This is a genomic window from Caballeronia sp. DA-9 (assembly GCF_051615025.1).
In the GTDB taxonomy this organism is placed as follows: Bacteria; Pseudomonadota; Gammaproteobacteria; order Burkholderiales; family Burkholderiaceae; genus Caballeronia; species Caballeronia sordidicola.
The window spans coordinates 1,046,339-1,063,711 of the sequence record NZ_CP195133.1; the positions used below are offsets into that span (position 1 = coordinate 1,046,339).

Below are 17,373 nucleotides of genomic sequence, written 5' to 3' on the forward strand. Positions count from 1 at the left end.
CAACGATCCGCCCGGCACCAGCCGGTCCCGAAAAGGCCGGTATTCTACCTGAAGCCGTCGCGCGCGCGAGTGCCCGCGCGGCTCGCCGATCCGTCTTGCGGTTTGTGGGCCGTATCGATTGCATGCATTTTCAGGACGGTGTGGTGCCTGTGCAGGCGATTGTTCCGGAGCGTGTGCGCCCTTACATTCTCTCCATCGCAATATCAACGGGAGTTCGAAATGTTTGAGATTCGACGTGCCAATGAACGCGGCCATGCCAACCACGGATGGCTCGACTCGTATCACAGTTTCTCTTTTGCAGGCTACGACGATCCCGAGCACGTGCATTTCGGCGCGCTGCGCGTGATCAACGAAGACCGCATCGCGGGCGGGCAAGGGTTTGGCGCACACGGGCATCGCGATATGGAAATCATCAGCTATGTGCTCGAAGGCGGTCTCGCTCACAGGGACAGCATGGGCAACGGCTCGACCATCCGTCCCGGCGACGTCCAGCGCATGAGCGCCGGCACGGGCGTGCGGCACAGCGAATTCAACGGTTCCGCCACCGAACCCGCGCATTTCCTGCAGATCTGGATCATCCCGGACGCCGAGGGCAACCCGCCGGACTACGAAGAAAAGCATTTCGACGATGCCGAAAAGCGTGGCCGCCTGCGGGTGATCGCCTCGCCGCAAGGGCGCGACGGCGCGGTGAAACTGGGCGCGGACGCCGAGCTTTACGCCGGTCTTTTCGATGGCGACGAACGCGCCGAGTTTGACGTTGCCGCCGGGCGCCGCGTATATGTGCACGTGGCGCGGGGCGCGGTATCGGTGAATGGCGAAGCGCTGTCAGCCGGCGACGCCGCCAAGCTCGAAGGGGTGTCGAAGGTGACGCTGGACCGGGGAACCGGCGCGGAAGTCATCTTGTTCGATCTGGCCTGAGCGCAGGAAGTACCGCAGTCAGTCGCAGGCGACGAAAAAGCCGTGGACCAAACAAACAGGTCCACGGCTTTTTTCATGCGCGGGCTACCTGGTCAGTGCATCAAGGCTGAACCGCCGATGCACCAGCGGCCGGCGCGCCATGATGCTGGCCCCAACGCTGATGCATTTTTTCCTGACGCTCATGCATCTTCGCGAACCGGGCTTTCAACGCCGAGCTGACCGTGGTCTTTTGCTGGTCATTGAGCGCGTTGTAGAAATTGAGCCATGCGGCGCTGGTCTGGTCGCGCAACTGGGCATTCTGTTGCTCGATCTTCTGATGCGTCGCATACATGGCGTTCAGGTCCAGGATCGGCTGCTGTTTCATGGACTCCATCTGCGCGCGCATTTGCTGATGGCTCGCGCGCATTGCCTCATGATTTTGCTTCATGGTTTGCAGCGCGGATTGCCACAGCTTTTCCTGGTCGGCGTTGAGATTCAACTGGCTGTGCAGCTTGTCCAGTTCCTTCTTCATGCGCATTTCCATTCCGTGCCCGCGATGAGCGCCGGGACCGCCGGGACCGCCTTCGGCCATCATCATGCCCGGGCCGCCCGGGGGCGGTGCATCCGGGGTCGCCGCACTCGCGACGTTGGCTGTACCTATGGACAGCGCGAGCGCCGCAGCGGTGATGGCGAGGAATCGGGACTGCTTCAACATGGCGTACTCCTTTTTGATTTGCGGAGCCCCAGCGGCCAAGTGCCGAACTGAACTGGAGCTGATCCGATCTGGCTGTGTCGACTGGGTCGTCGCGCCTTCGGTAAGACACAGCGTAGAGAGTTGGCCGGATACGCGTGTTACGAGCCGCTATTGCGTTATTACGCCGGTTTACGCGCCGCTTTCGCGGTAACACCCGGTAACTGTTTACGGAGGTTTTGCGGCATCTTGAGCTCGGACTGGCGTTAAACTGCGTCGCATGGCTACTCAAATACTTGTCGTCGACGACGACTCCGAACTGCGCGACTTGTTGCGCGACTATCTGGTCCGGCAGGGCATCGAGGTATCGGTGCTGCATGACGCGGGCACGCTCGAACGGCGCCTCGAACGCGAGCGCCCCGACCTGATCGTGCTCGACCTCATGATGCCGGGTGTCGATGGACTGACCGCGTTGCGCAAGCTCCGCGCATCGGGCGACGACATTCCCGTGATCATGCTGACGGCACGTGCCGACGACGTGGACCGCATTGTCGGACTTGAACTCGGCGCTGACGATTATCTCGGCAAGCCGTTCAATCCGCGGGAGCTGCTCGCGCGCGTGCAGGCCGTATTGCGCCGCCGCCGCACGATTCCTTCCGCCGCACCCGAGCAGCGCGAGCCATTTTCGTTCGGGCGTTTCAGGCTCGACTTCCAGTCGCGCACGCTGCATCAGGACGAGACGCCGCTTACGCTGTCGGGCAGCGAATTCGCGCTGCTGAAGATTTTCGTCAATCACCCGATGCGCACGCTCACGCGTGAACGGCTGCTCGAACTGTTGCACGGTCCGGAATACGACGGCACGGACCGCGGGATCGACGTGCAGGTGTGGCGTCTGCGCCGGATCCTCGAGACCGACCCGTCCACGCCGCGCTTTATACAGACAGTGCGCGGGCGTGGTTACGTGTTCGTGCCCGACGGCGAGCAAAATGCGCCGGCCCATTGATTCGTTATTTGGCCGGCTGGTTGTGCTGGTCATCGGCGTGCTGGTGTTGTCGCACGTCGCGTGGTTCGCGGTCATCCGGGTCGAACGCGATCAGACGCAAACGCGTTACGCAGTAGAAGAAGCCACGTTCCTGGTCGACGCCGTGCGCCAGCACATCGCGAATTCGCCGGATCAGCCGCTGCCCTCGAGCGTGCACGTGGTTGCCCCGACCAGTCCCGACGTTCCCCGTCCAATCGCCGACGCCGATACAGATCGCGTGCCGCCGCCGTTTGCGCGGTTTATCGACGACTTGCGGGACCGTCTGCCCGATGGCACCGACGTCCGTGTCAGCGAGCCCGGCGGTCCACCGAGCTTGTGGGTGCGCGGCGCACGCGACGCGAACTGGATCGTCGTGCCGGTCCAGCCCCTGCGTCCGCCGCGTTCGCGCGACCGCATGCTGCTGTGGCTTGCGATCATTTTCACAACTGCGGTCATGGCGGCGCTCCTCGCCGCGTGGCAACTCCAGACGCCGCTGCGCTCGCTTGCGCAGGCAGTGGGACGTTTCGGCCGCGGCGAGCCTACGCCCGCCGTCCCCGAGCGCGGTCCCCGCGAGTTGCGGCAGTTGACGCACGGTTTCAACCAGATGGTGCGTGAGGTGGCGCAGGCGGAAAGCGACCGCGCGGTCATGCTCGCGGGCGTGGCGCACGATCTCAAGACGCCGCTTGCGCGCTTGCGCCTGCGTGCCGAAATGATGGAAGAGGCGAAGCTGCGCGATGGCGTGGTGCGCGATGTGGACTCAATGGCGCACATCGTCGATCAGTTTCTGGTGTTCGCGCATGACGGAACGGATCGCAGCGAACCGGTTGAAGTCGACCAGCAATGCGAGAGAGTTGCGCGCAGCTACAGGGCGGTCGCCCCCGGCGGCCAACCGATTCGGACGCGGCTCGCGGCGGGACGCGGCTTTGCCCTGCCGGCGGCGACGCTGGACAGATTGCTCTCGAACCTGCTCGACAATGCACATGCTTATGGGGCGCCGCCCATCGAGATCGAAACCTTGCGCGCGGCCAATGGCTGGGTCTTGCGCGTCACTGACAATGGCGGCGGTATTGCCGCGCAGGATCTCGTGAAGGCCAGCCGGCCGTTTGTCAGGCTTGATCCCGCGCGCGGCGGCAGCGGTCATAGCGGGCTGGGGCTCGCCATTGTGGATCGACTGGTGCGGCGGGTGGGTGGTGAGTGCGACATTCGCAATCGCGAGGAAGGCGGATTGCAGGTCGCCATGACTTTTCCGTTCGATATCGTGGCAAAGGCGGCAGATCAGCTTCACGTCGATGGCGTGCTCAAGCACGCCTAGGGCGGGGCGCTGGAGCAATCCCGCCCCAACGATCCGCTTGCGCTTTTAATCGAACAGGGTATTCAGCGCGGAAGCCGCTTCACTATCGACGGTGTTGTACGTGACCGTGGCGGCTTCGAAAATATAGTGCGTGGTGTATTTCCCCAGCCGCCCGAGAATCTCCTCCTGAATGATTTCCGGCGCGACGTCGAGCCTCAGATACCAGGCGGTGGATGAGAGCCGCGTCTGGAACGCGCCATATTCGGCCAGCAAGTGATCGAATGCTTCAGCGTCCTGATCGCGGCAGACAATGACCAGATTTCCCTTCATTCACCCCTCCTGATAACGGCAGATATCCGACTTCGAGTATCGATGATACCTGCTGTCACGCTGCTTGCCCCAGTCGGCCTTCAGGCCAACCCGCGCGTTTGGCGTGCATCTGGAGCAAAAAGGAAGCGTTGCAAAAGGCCGGGCGCGCGTCAGGCGGTCTCGGGATGACGCGGCATTGGCGGAATGTTGTCGGCTGGGTGCACTTCGCTACGATCGCGGCCGCCCGATTTCGCCGCATAGAGCGCCAGATCGGCGCGCTTGAGCAGATTCTCCGCGGTGTCGCCCTCGCTCAATGCGGTGATGCCGATACTCACGCTCAGCGCGGTGTCATCGGGTAGATGGGCGCAATGTTCCTGGTTGAAGCGCTTGCGCAGGCGCTCGAGCACCGCGTGGGCATCGGCGAGAGAGGTTTGCGGAAGCAGCAGGCCGAATTCCTCGCCGCCAAGCCGCCCAACGCCGTCGCTCGCGCGCAATTGCTCCTCGCACATGCGCACGAAATGCTCGAGCGCGCGATCGCCGGTTGCGTGGCCAAAGCGGTCATTGACCTGCTTGAAGTAGTCCAGGTCGGCAATCGCGACGGATAAAGGCGTACCGGCGGCACCGGCGATATCGACTTCGCGGCGCAAGGTATCGAGGAAATATCGCCGCGACAACGCGCCAGTCAGCGCGTCATGGCGGGCTTCCGCCGAAAGCAGCGTATTGGCCGACTGCAACTGGTTCGCGAGATGCCGCGTCGCGCGGTGCAGGCGGCGCTCCCGCAAGTAGGACACGGTGATCACCACGGCCAGCCCGACCACGCCAAGCGCCGTCAGGAACACGAGCAACTGGTCGCGCCGCTGGTTGCGCACGATTTCGGCCCAGTTCGGCAGCGGATGCACGATATGCGCGGCAAGTCCCGAATTCAGCCCGGTGCGTTCGTCGTAAAGCGCGGGCGCCACGCCGTTATTGGCGCTGAACAGGCCGCTCGAGAGCGTTGGCGACAGCCACGGCGCATCCGCCCGCACGCGCTCCCCTACGTTCGTGATCCGCAAGGTCTGGAAGTCGACGCGGCGGTAAGCATCGAGCCGCTCGGCGCGCGACATCTTCAGCACGGGCGAATTGGGCAGCACGCGGTTTTCCAGCCGGCTTTCGTTGGCCATCACCACCACGCCGTTGCTGTCGGTCACGAACGTTCCGGGACGCGACACCCAATGCCGCAAGCGGTCGATGCTCACTTTCGCAATCACCGCACCGACAAGAAGTCCGTCGCGGTAAATCGGCGTCGCGATAAAGATTCCCGGATCGCCGTTCGAGCGGCCCACGCCATACGTCTCGGTGAATGCGCCGAGCAGCGCCTTCTGAATATATCCGCGCGCCCGCATGTCAATGCCGACAAAGCTGTTCGAATCAGTGGAATTGCTCGATGCCACGCAAAAGCCCTGCGTATCGACGACCCAGACGTAATCCAGGCCGGTAAAACCGCGCGCGTTGTGCAGGAAGTTATCGACTTTTTGCAGCGCGGGCGAGGCGAGCCACCTGGCTCGCCGCTCGGCGACGCTCAGCGCGGCGTCGGCGGCGGAGCCATGCGGCTGAACCAGCGCGAGCTGGATCATGTCCATTTCCGCGATGGTCGCTGGAATCGCGCGGGACATGGCGAGGTCGCTGGCAATGATCTGCGCGGTGTTGTCGACAATGGACGCCGCCATTTGGCGTTCTACGTGCATCGACGTAGCCAGTTCTTGCTGTACCATTCGGTCCGACACCAGTCCGGCCGCAACCCAGCACACGCATGCAAGCAATGCGCAGCCAAGCGCTGCGATCGCACGGTGGAAGGTTGTCTTGTTCATCTATTCTGGCCTGTCTGACTGTCCCGCGGCCCCGCGCGACGAGCAATGTTATGAGTTTTGTGCCGGCACACGAGCATCTTACCGGGCGCGGCCACGCGCGCCGATGGTACTTGCCCCAAGTGCTGTTGCTGATCGCCGACAGTGGCGCCCGTTGCGAGAACATGCTTGGTCTCGCGAAGAGCTGTGAACCGCGTCGGCAACGGTTTAAAGCCGGCTTCGGTCTGCTTTGGGACGGCGCGCGGCTTCGCGTTTGAATTGGACGACGTTTTCTTTCGTCCATCAAGTTTCTTATCGGCGTGAACGTGGTTTTCTGAACCTTGCCGCGCAGTTTGACGAACGGGCGCAACGCTTTGCGTACGCGAGCGGAAACCGCCCGGCTGCCTTGCCCGGCGTGACGCCAGATAACGAAACGTAAACCGGCTGGCCGAGGTTGTGCCTGAAACAAAGGTTGGTGTAGTGTCGTGCGATTCTGAAACGGGCGCGGCGTAGATTGCCGGCGCACAGGAATACACACAGGAATACAGACGCCGGAGAATGCCCTGACGAGGGCGCTCCGGCCGCAACAAGCCTCAACGGAGAGGGCGTGCAATGGATTTTGGCTTCAACCTGACTCGCACGGCGAATGCTTCGGCGTGGCGTCTATTACCGAATCGATGGGACTTCGTCGCGTTCCCACTGATCATCTGCATCCTCGCGCTGACCGCGGTGGGCTTTCACGAGACGCTTGCGCCCATCTCAACGCTGCAGACGCAGGCTATTTCGCTGGATCCGTCGAATTTGCCCGAGTACGCGCTGCGCACCACGCTGCGCATGCTCGCCGCGATGGTCGCATCGCTCGTATTCACGCTGATCTATGGCACGCTCGCGGCCAAGAGCAGGCGCGCGTCCATCGTGCTCGTGCCGATTCTGGACATCCTGCAGTCGGTGCCGGTGCTCGGCTACATCTCCTTTACCGTCACGTTTTTTCTCGCGTTGTTCCCCGGGCGCGTTTTCGGCGCCGAACTCGCGGCGATCTTCGCCATCTTCACGAGCCAGGCGTGGAACATGACGTTCAGCTTCTACCAGTCGCTGCGCACGGTGCCGCGCGACCTGGATGAAGTCTCGCGCGGCTTTCACCTCACCAACTGGCAGCGCTTCTGGAAGCTCGAAGTGCCGTTCTCCATGCCGGGCCTCATCTGGAACATGATGATGTCGATGTCCGGCGGCTGGTTCTTCGTAGTCGCCTCGGAAGCGATCGTGGTGGGCAACCGTACCATCGTGCTGCCGGGCATCGGCGCGTATCTGGCGACCGCTATTGGCGAGCGCAATCTCGGCGCGATCGGCTGGGTGATCCTCGCCATGACGGTCGTGATCCTCGCCTACGATCAGCTCATGTTCCGCCCGCTCGTTGCCTGGGCCGATAAATTCCGCATGGAAAACACGAGCTCGGGCAATGTGCCCGAATCCTGGCTGCTCGACCTGATCCGGCGCACGCGCCTGATTCACCAATTGCTCGTCCCCGCAGGCTGGCTGATCGGCAAGCTGGCGCGCGTGCCGCTCAGGCTGCCGTCGCTGCAAGGCGTGAAGCTGCCGCTCCTGGCGAGCGCGGCGTCGGTGTTTACATCGACGCCGGCGAGAGCCCGGAACGCGTCGCGCATCGGCGACATCGTCTGGGCGACGATTGTCGTGGCGCTGACCGCGTTCGTGGTCTGGAAGGTCACCGTGTTCGTCTCGTCGGGCGTCTCGTGGCGTGAAGTCGGGCACGTCTTCTGGCTTGGGTTGATCACCCTGTTCCGCGTGGTGGTGCTGATTGCGATTGCGTCGGTGATCTGGGTGCCGATCGGCGTGCTGATCGGGCTGCGGCCCGCGCTTGCGAGCAAGATCCAGCCGCTCGCGCAGTTTCTCGCCGCGTTCCCGGCGAACCTGCTGTTCCCGGTGTTTGTCGTGGTGATCGTGAAGTTCAACCTGAACCCGGATATCTGGCTCTCGCCCCTGATCGTGCTCGGCACGCAGTGGTATATCCTTTTTAACGTGATTGCCGGCGCGACGTCGTATCCGAACGACTACCGCGAGGCCGCGACCAATTTCCAGATCAAGGGCTGGCAGTGGTGGCGCCAGGCCATCTTGCCGGGCATCTTCCCTTACTACGTGACCGGCGCGATCACGGCGTCGGGCGGCGCGTGGAATGCGAGCATCGTGGCCGAAGCGGTATCGTGGGGAAATACCAAGATCGTGGCGCACGGACTGGGCGCGTACATTGCGGAAAGCACGGTCAATGGCGATTATCCGAAGATCATCCTAGGGATCGCGGTGATGTCGCTGTTCGTCACGCTTTTCAACCGGCTCCTGTGGCGTCCGCTGTTCGCCTTCGCCGAAGCGCGATTGCGCCTGGATTGAACGCCCGGTAAAACCCCTGGATTTTCAACGCTGGTCGCCAGCGGCCACATCATCTTGTAATCAGTAACATGCGAGCGCCCATGCCAACGCAGACGAATCCGACCACTCCAATGCCGCCGTCTCCCTCCACGCCTGCTCGCCTCGGCAAGGAAATTCTTCACGTCGACCAGGTGAGCCGCGGTTTCAACAAGACGCAGGGCGAACTGCTCGTGCTCGAGGACGTCAACCTGAAGCTGCACGAAGGCGAGATCGTAGGTCTTCTCGGCCGGTCTGGATCGGGGAAATCCACGCTGTTGCGGATCATCGCGGGCTTGATCGAGCCAACGGGCGGCCAGGTCACCTATCTGAACGAGCCGCTCGCCGGCCCGGCGAAAGGCGTGGCGATGGTGTTCCAGACCTTCGCGCTGTTTCCGTGGCTCACCGTTCTGCAGAACGTGGAAGCGGGGCTGGAGGCGCAGGGCGTGCCGTCGAAAGAGCGGCGCGAGCGCGCGCTGGCGGCCATCGACCTGATTGGTCTCGATGGGTTCGAAAACGCGTACCCGCGCGAATTGTCGGGCGGGATGCGCCAGCGCGTGGGCTTCGCGCGCGCGCTGGTCGTCGATCCGACGCTGCTGCTCATGGACGAGCCGTTTTCCGCGCTCGACGTGCTCACCGCCGAGAACTTGCGCACCGATCTGCTCGACCTCTGGACGCAAGGCAAGATGCCGATCAAGTCGGTGCTGATCGTGACGCACAACATCGAGGAAGCGGTGTTCATGTGCGACCGGATTCTGGTGCTGGCGTCCAACCCGGGACGCGTGATGGCCGAGATCCGCGTGCCGTTCAAGCATCCGCGCAACCGTCTCGATCCGGCGTTCAGGCGGCTTGTCGACGATATCTACGCCAAGATGACCGCGCGTCAGGTTGGCGAAGAGAAGAAGAAGGGGCTTGAGTTGAGCAGCTGGCTGCCGCAGGTTTCGACCAACCTGATGGCGGGTTTGATCGAAACGCTTGCCGCCGATCCTTACCATGGCCGCGCCGACATGCCGGAAATCGCGCGCACGCTGCATCTGGAAGTGGACGATCTGTTCCCGGTCGCGGAAGTGTTGCAGCACCTTGGATTCGCCGATGTCCGCGAAGGCGATATTTTCCTGACGCCGCCCGCGCGCGTATTTGCCGAATTCGGCACGCAGGAACGCAAGATGATGTTCGCGGAGCATTTGTTGCGGCACGTGCCGCTCGCCGCGCGGATCAAGAAGGTGCTGAACGAACGACCGGGGCATCGTGCGCCGCGGGTTCGCTTCGAGCAGGAACTGGAAGACTTCCTCTCAGATAAAGCCGCCGAGGAAACGCTTGACGCCGTCATCAACTGGGGCCGCTATGGCGAGATTTTCTCGTACAACGACCAGACGGAAATCTTCAGCCTGGAAGACGTGGAGTCGTGATGCCACGCTGAGGCATGCGCCTTACGGCGGTGCACGTTAAAAAAAACGCGGCGGTTCTGGAAACAGACGCCGCGTTTTTTGCATTCAAACGTTCTGGTTTCTGAAGCCAATCGGTCGCCTTGCTTCGTTTGCATGCGCGAAATCCGGCCATTGTGTTTCTCGACGGCAACGTCCGGCAAGGTCGTTTCGCATCGGACGCAAACCCTTGTCCATTATGGTGCCGTTCGTTTTCGACAGGCCGCATTGAATCGATTTCCACAAGATTGCCGAAGCGCAAAACGTACTCTACGCTGGACGCCCTGCCTCGTTGGCTGCAAACAAGGAGCTCGAAACGATGCCCGCAACCACGCCCAAGCCGCGTTTGCCGTTACCCCATGCGAGGTTCCTGCGAACAAGGCGTCTGCCGGGTTTGGCTATCGGTGTGACGTGCCTGCTGCGCATGCCGTCAGCGCTTGGTAATTGCGATAACTTCGCGCCCGTCAGCGGCGAATCCGTGACGTGCGATTCGGGGTTGCCGAATCCATCGGCGGGAGTCGTGGCTGTTGGCGGAAGCACGGGTGTCAGCGTGCTCGTTCAGCCGGGTGCGGGCATCAGCGTGAGCAACAGCAGTGCGGTCGGTGTGCGGGATTCGAGCACCGTCACGAATCTCGGCACGCTGCAGGTCACAGGCGATACCTTCGACGGCATCACCTCCGAAGGCACGCCGTCCGGTTTCGGACATAATACGCTGACCAACGCGGGTTCGATCCACACCACCGGCACCGAGTCTGAAGGCATGTACAACGGTTCCGCCGCAGTCACCATGTTGAACGCGGCGGGCGGGGTGATCGGCACGAGCGGGGCGAACTCGGCCGCGATGCTCGATTTCTCCACAGCAGGCGGCGGGACGCTGACCAATAACGGCACGCTGACGACATCCGGCGACGGCTCGTATGGCATGGCGTCCCAAACCACCGGCGACGCGCTCGTCAACAATGGTTCCATAAGCACAACGGGCGCGAATTCGCACGGCCTCTTTGCGAACGGAGCGGCGGGCAACAACACGCTGACCAACCACGGTTCCATCGATACCTATGGGTCGAACGCACACGGCATTGTTTCACTCGATGCCTCGCCGGGTCTCATCACGAACACGGGGTCGGTGGTCGCGCACGGAACGGACGGGCTTGGCGCTTTCTTTTCGCATGAGGTCACGCTGGTGAACGCGGCCGGGGCGCGCATTGCGAGCGATCTGAACAACGGTATCGATGCCAACGGCGGCGGCAGCTTCACCAACGCCGGGACGATTTCGGGCGGCAACGTGGGGATATCGGTCGTGGGCGGCAACGCGGATATCGTGAATAGCGGCGTGATATCGGGCGGCAGCAATCTTGCTGTTTCATCGACCGGGCCTTATGTCATCACGATCACGAACACTGGCCAGATTTCGAGTGGCGGCGGTATTGCGGTCTGGACCGATACCGGCACGAACACGTTCAACATGGATGGCGGCACGGTCAGCGGCCTGATCCGGCAGGGCACCGGCATCAATACTTTCGTGATGCGCGCAGGACAGGTCGATGACGTCGACCAGGGTGGTCCGCAACCGCGCTTCACGCTCAGCGGCGGCCGCGTGATGGGAGGCCTGACCAACGGCGGCGTGGCGGACATCACTGGCGGGCGCATTGGCAGCGTTGGACTGACGGCCGCGCAGAACACCTTTACGATGTCCGGCGGGGCAATCGACTCGGACCTGACAGCCGGTGCGGGGGATACGTCCGTGGCGTTATCGGGCGGGACGATTGGCGGCGCGGTGACGCTTGGCAACGGCACGAACGCCGTCACGGTCTCGGGCGGTTCCATTGCGCGCGGCCTCACGGCGGGCGATGGGCAAACCACGTTCAAATGGCTCGACGGCGGCACGATCACCGGCGCTGTCACGTTTGGCTCGGGACAAACCGAAGCCACGCTGTCAAATCTGAGCGACGCGCAACTCTCGTCTACGTCGATCTTCGATGCCGGCGCGGGCCGCGACACGCTCACGTTCAGCCACGTCGATGCAAGTGGATCGAGCCGCTTTGTGAACTGGGAAAGTGTGGCGATAACGAACGCCAGCCGCGTGACGCTCGATGCTCAAGGCCTCACGCTCGGCGACGCCGGAACGCGAACGGGCGCGCTCGACATCGATTCAACCAGTTCGCTTGCGTGGAATGGCGGCGGGACATCGGCGATCATGGCGGCCGTGGCGGGCGCGCGGGTATCGGTGGGCAATGCGGGTGTGATCGACCTGAGCGGCAGTACACGCAACACCCTTGTTGTGAACGGCGATTATGCGGGGCGCGCCGGCCGGCTACTCGTGGACAGCGTCCTTGGCGCGGATGGTTCGCCGAGCGGGAAACTCGTGATATCGCAGGGCAGCGCCACCGGCGATACGTCGATAGGCGTAAGGAACGCGGGCGGCGCGGGCGCCCAGACGATATCCGATGGAATCATGGTCGTGCAGACACTTCAGGGCGCAACGACGGCGGCGACGGCGTTTTCGTTGGCGAGCCCGGTCAAGGCGGGAGCGTTTACGTATGCCCTGTTTCGAGGCGGCGTGACTGCGGGAAGCGGAGACAACTGGTATTTGCGGTCGAGTGTGACGACGGCGCCGCCTGTGCCGCCGACACCACCTTCGCCGCCGTCTCCGCCCGCGCCACCGGCCCCTCCTGCGCCACCGGAACCGCCCGCCCCGCCAGTTCCGCCTGCGCCACCGCCAACCGATCCAACAGCGCCATCCGGTCCCACCGAGCCCCCCGCGCCGCCACCACCCACGGGGCCAACCACGCCAACGTCGCCGCCGCCGGACGCGCCGTCTTCACCCGCCACAACAACGCCGCTTTACCGCATCGAAGTCCCGCTCTACGCGGCGATCCCATCGATCACGCGCGAGCTTGTCATCGATCAGATCGGCACTTTTCACGATCGGCACGGCGACCAGTCGCAACTCGACGAAACCGGCACGCTGCCCGCAACCTGGGCTCGCGTCTGGGGCAATCATGCACGCGTTGGCAGCGACACCGGCGTCGATCCGCATTTCAGCGGTTTTACGGGCGGCACGCAGATTGGCCAGGACATCTACGCCAATACAACGCCGTCAGGAAATCGAAATCACTATGGTTTGCTGCTGGGCGCTGCGCGCGCTTCGGGCGATATCAGCGGTTTCGCGCTTGGCATGCCGTCGGTTCAGGCAGGCAGTGTGGACGTGGATTCGGCGAGTGTGGGCGCGTACTGGACGTACATCGGCCCGAGCGGCTGGTACACGGACACCATCGTCACGGGCAGCGCATTGACGATCAAGCCATCGTCCAACGATGGCATCAGCGTGACCACGCACGGCCATTCGATAGCCGGATCAGTGGAAGGAGGATTGCCGCTGGCGTTGCTGGCTGGCGTGAGCATTGAACCGCAGGCGCAGGTGATCTGGCAGCGCGTGTCCATCAACGACCTGAACGACGGCGTCTCGCCCGTCACCTTCGATAACCCCAGTTCGCTCGCCGCACGGCTGGGGCTACGCGTGGCAGGGCGCTGGCAAGCGGGCGGGGCGACCTGGCAGCCGTATGCGCGTGTGAATCTGTGGCGTTACTTCGACACATCGAGCCACGTGGGTTTCGGCGATTCCACCACGATTCCGGCACCGTCATCGGCGACGCTGGTCGATTTCCAAACCGGCGTGGCCATCAACATCGGCGCTCGCGGCAGCCTGTTCGCCAACGTCCATTACGCGATGAACGTCGGCGGAGCCACGCGCGCGGTCATAGGCGGCGACGCGGGCGTGCGCTGGCGCTGGTGAGCATGTCGGCGCGCACGGCGGCGGGCATGCGCCGCCGCGTTATTGCAGATTTCCCCAACGCGCCACGGCCGGTTCCGCCGATGCCCATTTCCATCCGCCGCTGTTGTCGTTGCCCTTGCAGGCTTGCGCGAGGAACCAGTCCTGATGTGCATCGGGCTTGTCGCCATCGGCAACCGAGAAAGCGAACTCGCGGCATGTCGCAAGCGCGCTGCTGAACTCGCGCAGCACGCGCACATTGCCATGGCCGTTTTCCACCGGCAGCGTGTGCTTCACCTTCCACGCTTTTTCGTCGCCGATGGGAAGGTCGCCCGCGGTCGTCGCAATGGCGATCTGTTGATCGCTGTGCAGGCGCTTCATGAGACGCGCGACGGCTTCGTCGGTGGCGGCCTGGACCGCGATGCCCACGCCGAAGCCAATCGCCGGATTGCTCGTCACCACGCCAGTCGATACACCCGCCGCCGCGCCCGCCGCCGCACCAATCGATGCACATCCGCTCATGAATACGCAGCTCGCAGCAACGCCTGCCGCGAGCATCAAGCTCAGGCCGGGCCTCATTGCAGCGCGCCCCAACGAGGCGTGGCGGGTTCTGCCGACGCCCACTTCCACGTCTGTCCATCGCGGCAGATCGAAGCTACGTAGAAGCCGCTATCGGCAGGCTTGTCCTTGGTGGCGTCGGTGTCCACCGAAAAGACGATTTCCTTGCAGTCGAGCGTGCCCGTGCTGATGGTGCGGCTGACCGTCACGCGGCCTTTCTCATCCGGCTCTATAGGCACGGTATGCACCGCCGCCCATGTCGCTACGGCGCCCACGGCGAGAGGACCGGCTGCGCCCGCGATCCGGTCCTGCGTATAGGTGTGCATCACGCGCTCGCTGTACTGAACGCCTGCTTTGGCAGCAGCAACAGCGCCCAGGCCGATACCTGTCGCAACAGCCGCATTGCGCGTCACGCTGCCCGCGACCGCTGCGCCGGCAATACCGGCGCCTGCCACGGCGCCTTCGCTATATAGGGAACTGCAACCTGAAAGGGTGGAACACGCGATCGCTCCGACTAGAAGCGTTGCCAGTGCCGCGGCGTGAGCTGGACGCCGGTGAATCGTTTTCTGCATGGTGCTATTCCTTCCTCGCCTTTCCTTATTCTTTCGATGACGGCAACCGCTTTGCTCGTGCGAACACTGATCGGGCAACACTTAAGCAATCGGAGCGCCCGCGCATTTTGAATGACATAGCGAAACGCCGGGCATAGAAATTTGCAAGAAATTGCAAATGCGGGGAACGTGGTGCGCAAAATGAAAAACTGGCGTGACAGTTGGCTGAACGCAATCGATGAACCGACGAACGATTCATCGATTGCACATTGACTTGCACTCAGCTTTCGGCAGCCTCGGAACCGGAAGCTGAAGGCTCTCCTTCGCCACCCTCGTTTTCATAAGTGCCGAGCCGGTTGTAAAGCGTCTTCAGGCTCACGCCGAGCGCTTTTGCAGCGCGGCGTTTGTCGCCGCCGCAATGCTTGAGCGTACCCAGGATGATCTGCTTCTGCGCATCGGCGAGAGGCGTGCCGACCCAGACGTTCATGGCATCGCCCTGCGTGACGGGCTTCTTCACACGTGACGCCAGATGCGGATGCGCAATCTCCACGGTCTTTTCGGCAAGAATGAACGCACGATAGATCGTGTTCTTCAGTTCGCGCACGTTGCCAGGCCATGAATACGTCCGCAACATCTCGATCGCGCGCTTGCTGAACGACTTGTTGGTCCCCTCTTGCGCGTTCATCTCGGAGAGGAAATGCTGCGCGAGAAATTCGCGGTCGCTGTCGCGTTCGCGCAGCGGCGGCGCGCGCAACGGAAACACAGCCAGCCGATACATCAAGTCCTCGCGCAAGCCATTCTCCTTGACCGCCACAATAGGATCGCGATTGGTCGCGGCGATGACCCGGACATCGGAGTGAATCAGCTCATTGCCGCCAACTCGAAAGAACGTTCCGGTTTCAAGCGCGCGCAACAGCTTGACCTGACGCACGGGCGACATCTCGGTGACTTCGTCCAGAAACAGCGTCCCACCATTGGCATGTTCGAAATAACCAAGGCGTCCCTGAACAGCGCCGGTAAAGCTGCCTTTCTCATGTCCGAAAAGTTCGGGTTCAATGAGGTTATCGGGGATTGCACCGCAATTGACCGCCACGAATGGCGCGTCGCGTCGCGCGCTTTGATCGTGAATGGTACGGGCAATCAACTCCTTGCCGGTTCCCGATTCACCAATGATCAACGCGGTGGCGTCTGTTGCCGCCACGCGTTCTATCTGCGAGTAAAGCTCCATCATGACGGGCGATGAACCGTACAGAAGTCCGTATGACTTCAATCCGGCAATCTCTCCCGCGTTACGTTTCTTCTGCGATGGCGTATCGCCGGAGGCGACGGCCGGCGAGTCCAGATCGGTTGACGCCATGAGTCTTGTGTCCTGCAAAGTTGTTCGGGCGACGGGGGTTGGCCGCTGGCCCCAAGACAGGGATGAAGCGCAGCGATGCACGCATTGCGCCGTGTCAGTGGCAGGCTAGGGTCCCACTGCCGCTCGAGTGGCGAAGCAATGTTGGAGGGCCGTTTCGATGATCGGCGCGAGCGTGCAACTTATCTCGTAAACCGTATTTAACCATCCGTAACGACTTAGCGGCAACGTGCTTTGCTCGGCTTGGGTAATCGGGGCTCAAATAAATCCGCAATCCATCATATTGCGCTCACCCAGCGGAAAGCTTCACCGATCTCGCCCCTCCTTTACACACGACCGGGCGTAATTGTTACGCGTACTCCGGACGCGACCGGGGTAGCCAGCGGGTTGCGCGGCGCCAAGCGGCACGGCATGAACGACCAGATATTACGGCGCTTTGGGTCGTATGGCACGGAATCTGCGTTGCATGTGTTATCTGCAATCGAACGGCCGTGATACGGCAGACAGCCATGGAAGATTCTCTTCACTTCGACATTCATGTGCAACAGCGCACGCGCCCGGCACGTCGCGAACGCGCCTCGCAACGCGTCGATGAACGTCAGGAACTCCTCACGGCCGAGCCGATCAACGCCTATCACTGGGCCGCCGTGGCGTTCGTGACCGCGCTCATGTGCGTGGTGATGGCGTGGGCCGCGGGCACGCCGGCGCTTTCGCGCGCAGCGGGCGTGACAAGCTTCGTGTTCGCCTCGTTCGGCTGCGCGCTGGTGCTTGGCGGCATGCTGCGAACACTGCGTGAACGTCAAGGCGACACCGCGGCTGCAGCACTCGACCAGCACGCGTCATGAACCGTATGTCGCTGCCGGCCGATCAATCACAAGTCAATGGCAAGGGGTTTCACAACATGAGTCAAACGACAGTCCAGATTTCTTTGGGCAAGCAGAAGATCATCGAAGACATCAAGGTCTTGCTGAACGATTCCGAGGAACTGGTGCGCCTGAGCGCGTCGCTGCCGGCGGAAGGCGTGGATGCGTTGCGTGCGCGCTTGCGCGATCACGTCGATACCGCCCGCCACGCGCTCGAAGCGGCGCAGACGGGCGCGCAGGACCGATACCGCGCGAGCCTCGACGGCACGGTCCGCTATACACGCGACAACCCGTGGCAGGCGCTTGGCATTGCTGCGGGCATTGGCTTCCTGGCTGGCATTCTCGTTTCCCGATAAACCCTGCAAACAGGCCACATATCGAGGCCGCACGAAGGCCTCGATCAT

14 protein-coding genes are annotated in these 17,373 nt (G+C 62.7%); 8 read left to right on the forward strand and 6 right to left on the reverse strand.

Translation table 11 applies throughout. The features are described 5' to 3' along the window. Positions 1-219: 219 nt before the first annotated feature. Positions 220-918, forward strand: coding sequence for a pirin family protein (locus tag ACRWA7_RS20910; protein WP_438395844.1), 699 nt, complete (start codon positions 220-222; stop codon positions 916-918). A 100-nt stretch (positions 919-1,018) separates the two neighbouring features. Here ACRWA7_RS20910 and ACRWA7_RS20915 read toward each other — a convergent pair whose 3' ends face one another. Beyond that, complete coding sequence (locus ACRWA7_RS20915; RefSeq protein WP_060817066.1) at positions 1,019-1,612, reverse strand: periplasmic heavy metal sensor; 594 nt, start codon at positions 1,610-1,612, stop codon at positions 1,019-1,021. Positions 1,613-1,868: 256 nt separating this feature from the next. On the opposite strand from ACRWA7_RS20915, the gene ACRWA7_RS20920 reads away from it, so the two are divergent. Both ACRWA7_RS20920 and ACRWA7_RS20925 read left to right on the forward strand, forming a co-directional pair. Beyond that, positions 1,869-2,591, forward strand: coding sequence for a response regulator (locus tag ACRWA7_RS20920; protein ID WP_060817065.1), 723 nt, complete (start codon positions 1,869-1,871; stop codon positions 2,589-2,591). Further along, positions 2,575-3,921: an ATP-binding protein gene (locus tag ACRWA7_RS20925; RefSeq protein WP_060817064.1), complete on the forward strand. Its 1,347-nt coding sequence runs from the start codon at positions 2,575-2,577 to the stop codon at positions 3,919-3,921. The genes ACRWA7_RS20920 and ACRWA7_RS20925 overlap by 17 nt, the downstream gene beginning before the upstream one ends. A gap of 45 nt (positions 3,922-3,966) precedes the next feature. On the opposite strand, the gene ACRWA7_RS20930 is transcribed toward ACRWA7_RS20925, so the two are convergent. Together ACRWA7_RS20930 and ACRWA7_RS20935 are read right to left on the reverse strand one after the other, a co-directional pair. Continuing rightward, the gene (locus tag ACRWA7_RS20930; RefSeq protein WP_060817063.1) at positions 3,967-4,230 is read right to left on the reverse strand and encodes a double-stranded DNA-specific endonuclease; all 264 of its coding nucleotides are present in this window, start codon (positions 4,228-4,230) and stop codon (positions 3,967-3,969) included. A 149-nt stretch (positions 4,231-4,379) separates the two neighbouring features. Further along, a complete protein-coding gene (locus tag ACRWA7_RS20935) occupies positions 4,380-6,056 on the reverse strand; it encodes a sensor domain-containing diguanylate cyclase (protein WP_060817062.1) in 1,677 nt (558 codons plus the stop codon). A 588-nt stretch (positions 6,057-6,644) separates the two neighbouring features. Here ACRWA7_RS20935 and ACRWA7_RS20940 point away from each other — a divergent pair. The 3 genes from ACRWA7_RS20940 (at position 6,645) to ACRWA7_RS20950 (ending at position 13,667) form a co-directional block, all read left to right on the forward strand. After that, positions 6,645-8,432: an ABC transporter permease gene (locus tag ACRWA7_RS20940; protein WP_060817060.1), complete on the forward strand. Its 1,788-nt coding sequence runs from the start codon at positions 6,645-6,647 to the stop codon at positions 8,430-8,432. A 68-nt stretch (positions 8,433-8,500) separates the two neighbouring features. Next, positions 8,501-9,856 carry an ABC transporter ATP-binding protein gene (locus tag ACRWA7_RS20945; protein WP_438395847.1) on the forward strand — a complete coding sequence of 452 codons (1,356 nt, stop codon included), beginning with the start codon at positions 8,501-8,503 and terminating at the stop codon, positions 9,854-9,856. A gap of 334 nt (positions 9,857-10,190) precedes the next feature. Then, complete coding sequence (locus ACRWA7_RS20950; protein WP_438395848.1) at positions 10,191-13,667, forward strand: autotransporter outer membrane beta-barrel domain-containing protein; 3,477 nt, start codon at positions 10,191-10,193, stop codon at positions 13,665-13,667. Between the two features lie 39 nt (positions 13,668-13,706). Here ACRWA7_RS20950 and ACRWA7_RS20955 read toward each other — a convergent pair whose 3' ends face one another. The 3 genes from ACRWA7_RS20955 to ACRWA7_RS20965 form a co-directional block, all read right to left on the reverse strand. Beyond that, positions 13,707-14,222, reverse strand: a complete 516-nt coding sequence (locus ACRWA7_RS20955; RefSeq protein ID WP_438395850.1) for a hypothetical protein — start codon at positions 14,220-14,222, stop codon at positions 13,707-13,709. Further along, a complete protein-coding gene (locus ACRWA7_RS20960) occupies positions 14,219-14,773 on the reverse strand; it encodes a hypothetical protein (RefSeq protein ID WP_060817057.1) in 555 nt (184 codons plus the stop codon). Before ACRWA7_RS20960 ends, ACRWA7_RS20955 begins: the two co-directional genes overlap by 4 nt. A 259-nt stretch (positions 14,774-15,032) precedes the next feature. Beyond that, the gene (locus ACRWA7_RS20965) at positions 15,033-16,109 is read right to left on the reverse strand and encodes a sigma-54 interaction domain-containing protein (RefSeq protein ID WP_438395851.1); all 1,077 of its coding nucleotides are present in this window, start codon (positions 16,107-16,109) and stop codon (positions 15,033-15,035) included. A 506-nt stretch (positions 16,110-16,615) separates the two neighbouring features. On the opposite strand from ACRWA7_RS20965, the gene ACRWA7_RS20970 reads away from it, so the two are divergent. Next, entirely contained in the window at positions 16,616-16,951 is a 336-nt protein-coding gene (locus ACRWA7_RS20970) for a hypothetical protein (protein WP_438395852.1), read from the forward strand. Between the two features lie 56 nt (positions 16,952-17,007). Next, positions 17,008-17,325 carry a DUF883 family protein gene (locus tag ACRWA7_RS20975; RefSeq protein WP_438395854.1) on the forward strand — a complete coding sequence of 106 codons (318 nt, stop codon included), beginning with the start codon at positions 17,008-17,010 and terminating at the stop codon, positions 17,323-17,325. Positions 17,326-17,373 lie beyond the last annotated feature (48 nt).

Coding starts and splice junctions, on each gene's coding strand:
- ACRWA7_RS20910 (WP_438395844.1), top strand. CDS start 220: ATGTTTGAGATTCGACGTGCCAATGAACGCGGCCATGCCAACCACGGA.
- ACRWA7_RS20915 (WP_060817066.1), bottom strand. CDS start 1,612: ATGTTGAAGCAGTCCCGATTCCTCGCCATCACCGCTGCGGCGCTCGCG.
- ACRWA7_RS20920 (WP_060817065.1), top strand. CDS start 1,869: ATGGCTACTCAAATACTTGTCGTCGACGACGACTCCGAACTGCGCGAC.
- ACRWA7_RS20925 (WP_060817064.1), top strand. CDS start 2,575: ATGCGCCGGCCCATTGATTCGTTATTTGGCCGGCTGGTTGTGCTGGTC.
- ACRWA7_RS20930 (WP_060817063.1), bottom strand. CDS start 4,230: ATGAAGGGAAATCTGGTCATTGTCTGCCGCGATCAGGACGCTGAAGCA.
- ACRWA7_RS20935 (WP_060817062.1), bottom strand. CDS start 6,056: ATGAACAAGACAACCTTCCACCGTGCGATCGCAGCGCTTGGCTGCGCA.
- ACRWA7_RS20940 (WP_060817060.1), top strand. CDS start 6,645: ATGGATTTTGGCTTCAACCTGACTCGCACGGCGAATGCTTCGGCGTGG.
- ACRWA7_RS20945 (WP_438395847.1), top strand. CDS start 8,501: ATGCGAGCGCCCATGCCAACGCAGACGAATCCGACCACTCCAATGCCG.
- ACRWA7_RS20950 (WP_438395848.1), top strand. CDS start 10,191: ATGCCCGCAACCACGCCCAAGCCGCGTTTGCCGTTACCCCATGCGAGG.
- ACRWA7_RS20955 (WP_438395850.1), bottom strand. CDS start 14,222: ATGAGGCCCGGCCTGAGCTTGATGCTCGCGGCAGGCGTTGCTGCGAGC.
- ACRWA7_RS20960 (WP_060817057.1), bottom strand. CDS start 14,773: ATGCAGAAAACGATTCACCGGCGTCCAGCTCACGCCGCGGCACTGGCA.
- ACRWA7_RS20965 (WP_438395851.1), bottom strand. CDS start 16,109: ATGGCGTCAACCGATCTGGACTCGCCGGCCGTCGCCTCCGGCGATACG.
- ACRWA7_RS20970 (WP_438395852.1), top strand. CDS start 16,616: ATGGAAGATTCTCTTCACTTCGACATTCATGTGCAACAGCGCACGCGC.
- ACRWA7_RS20975 (WP_438395854.1), top strand. CDS start 17,008: ATGAGTCAAACGACAGTCCAGATTTCTTTGGGCAAGCAGAAGATCATC.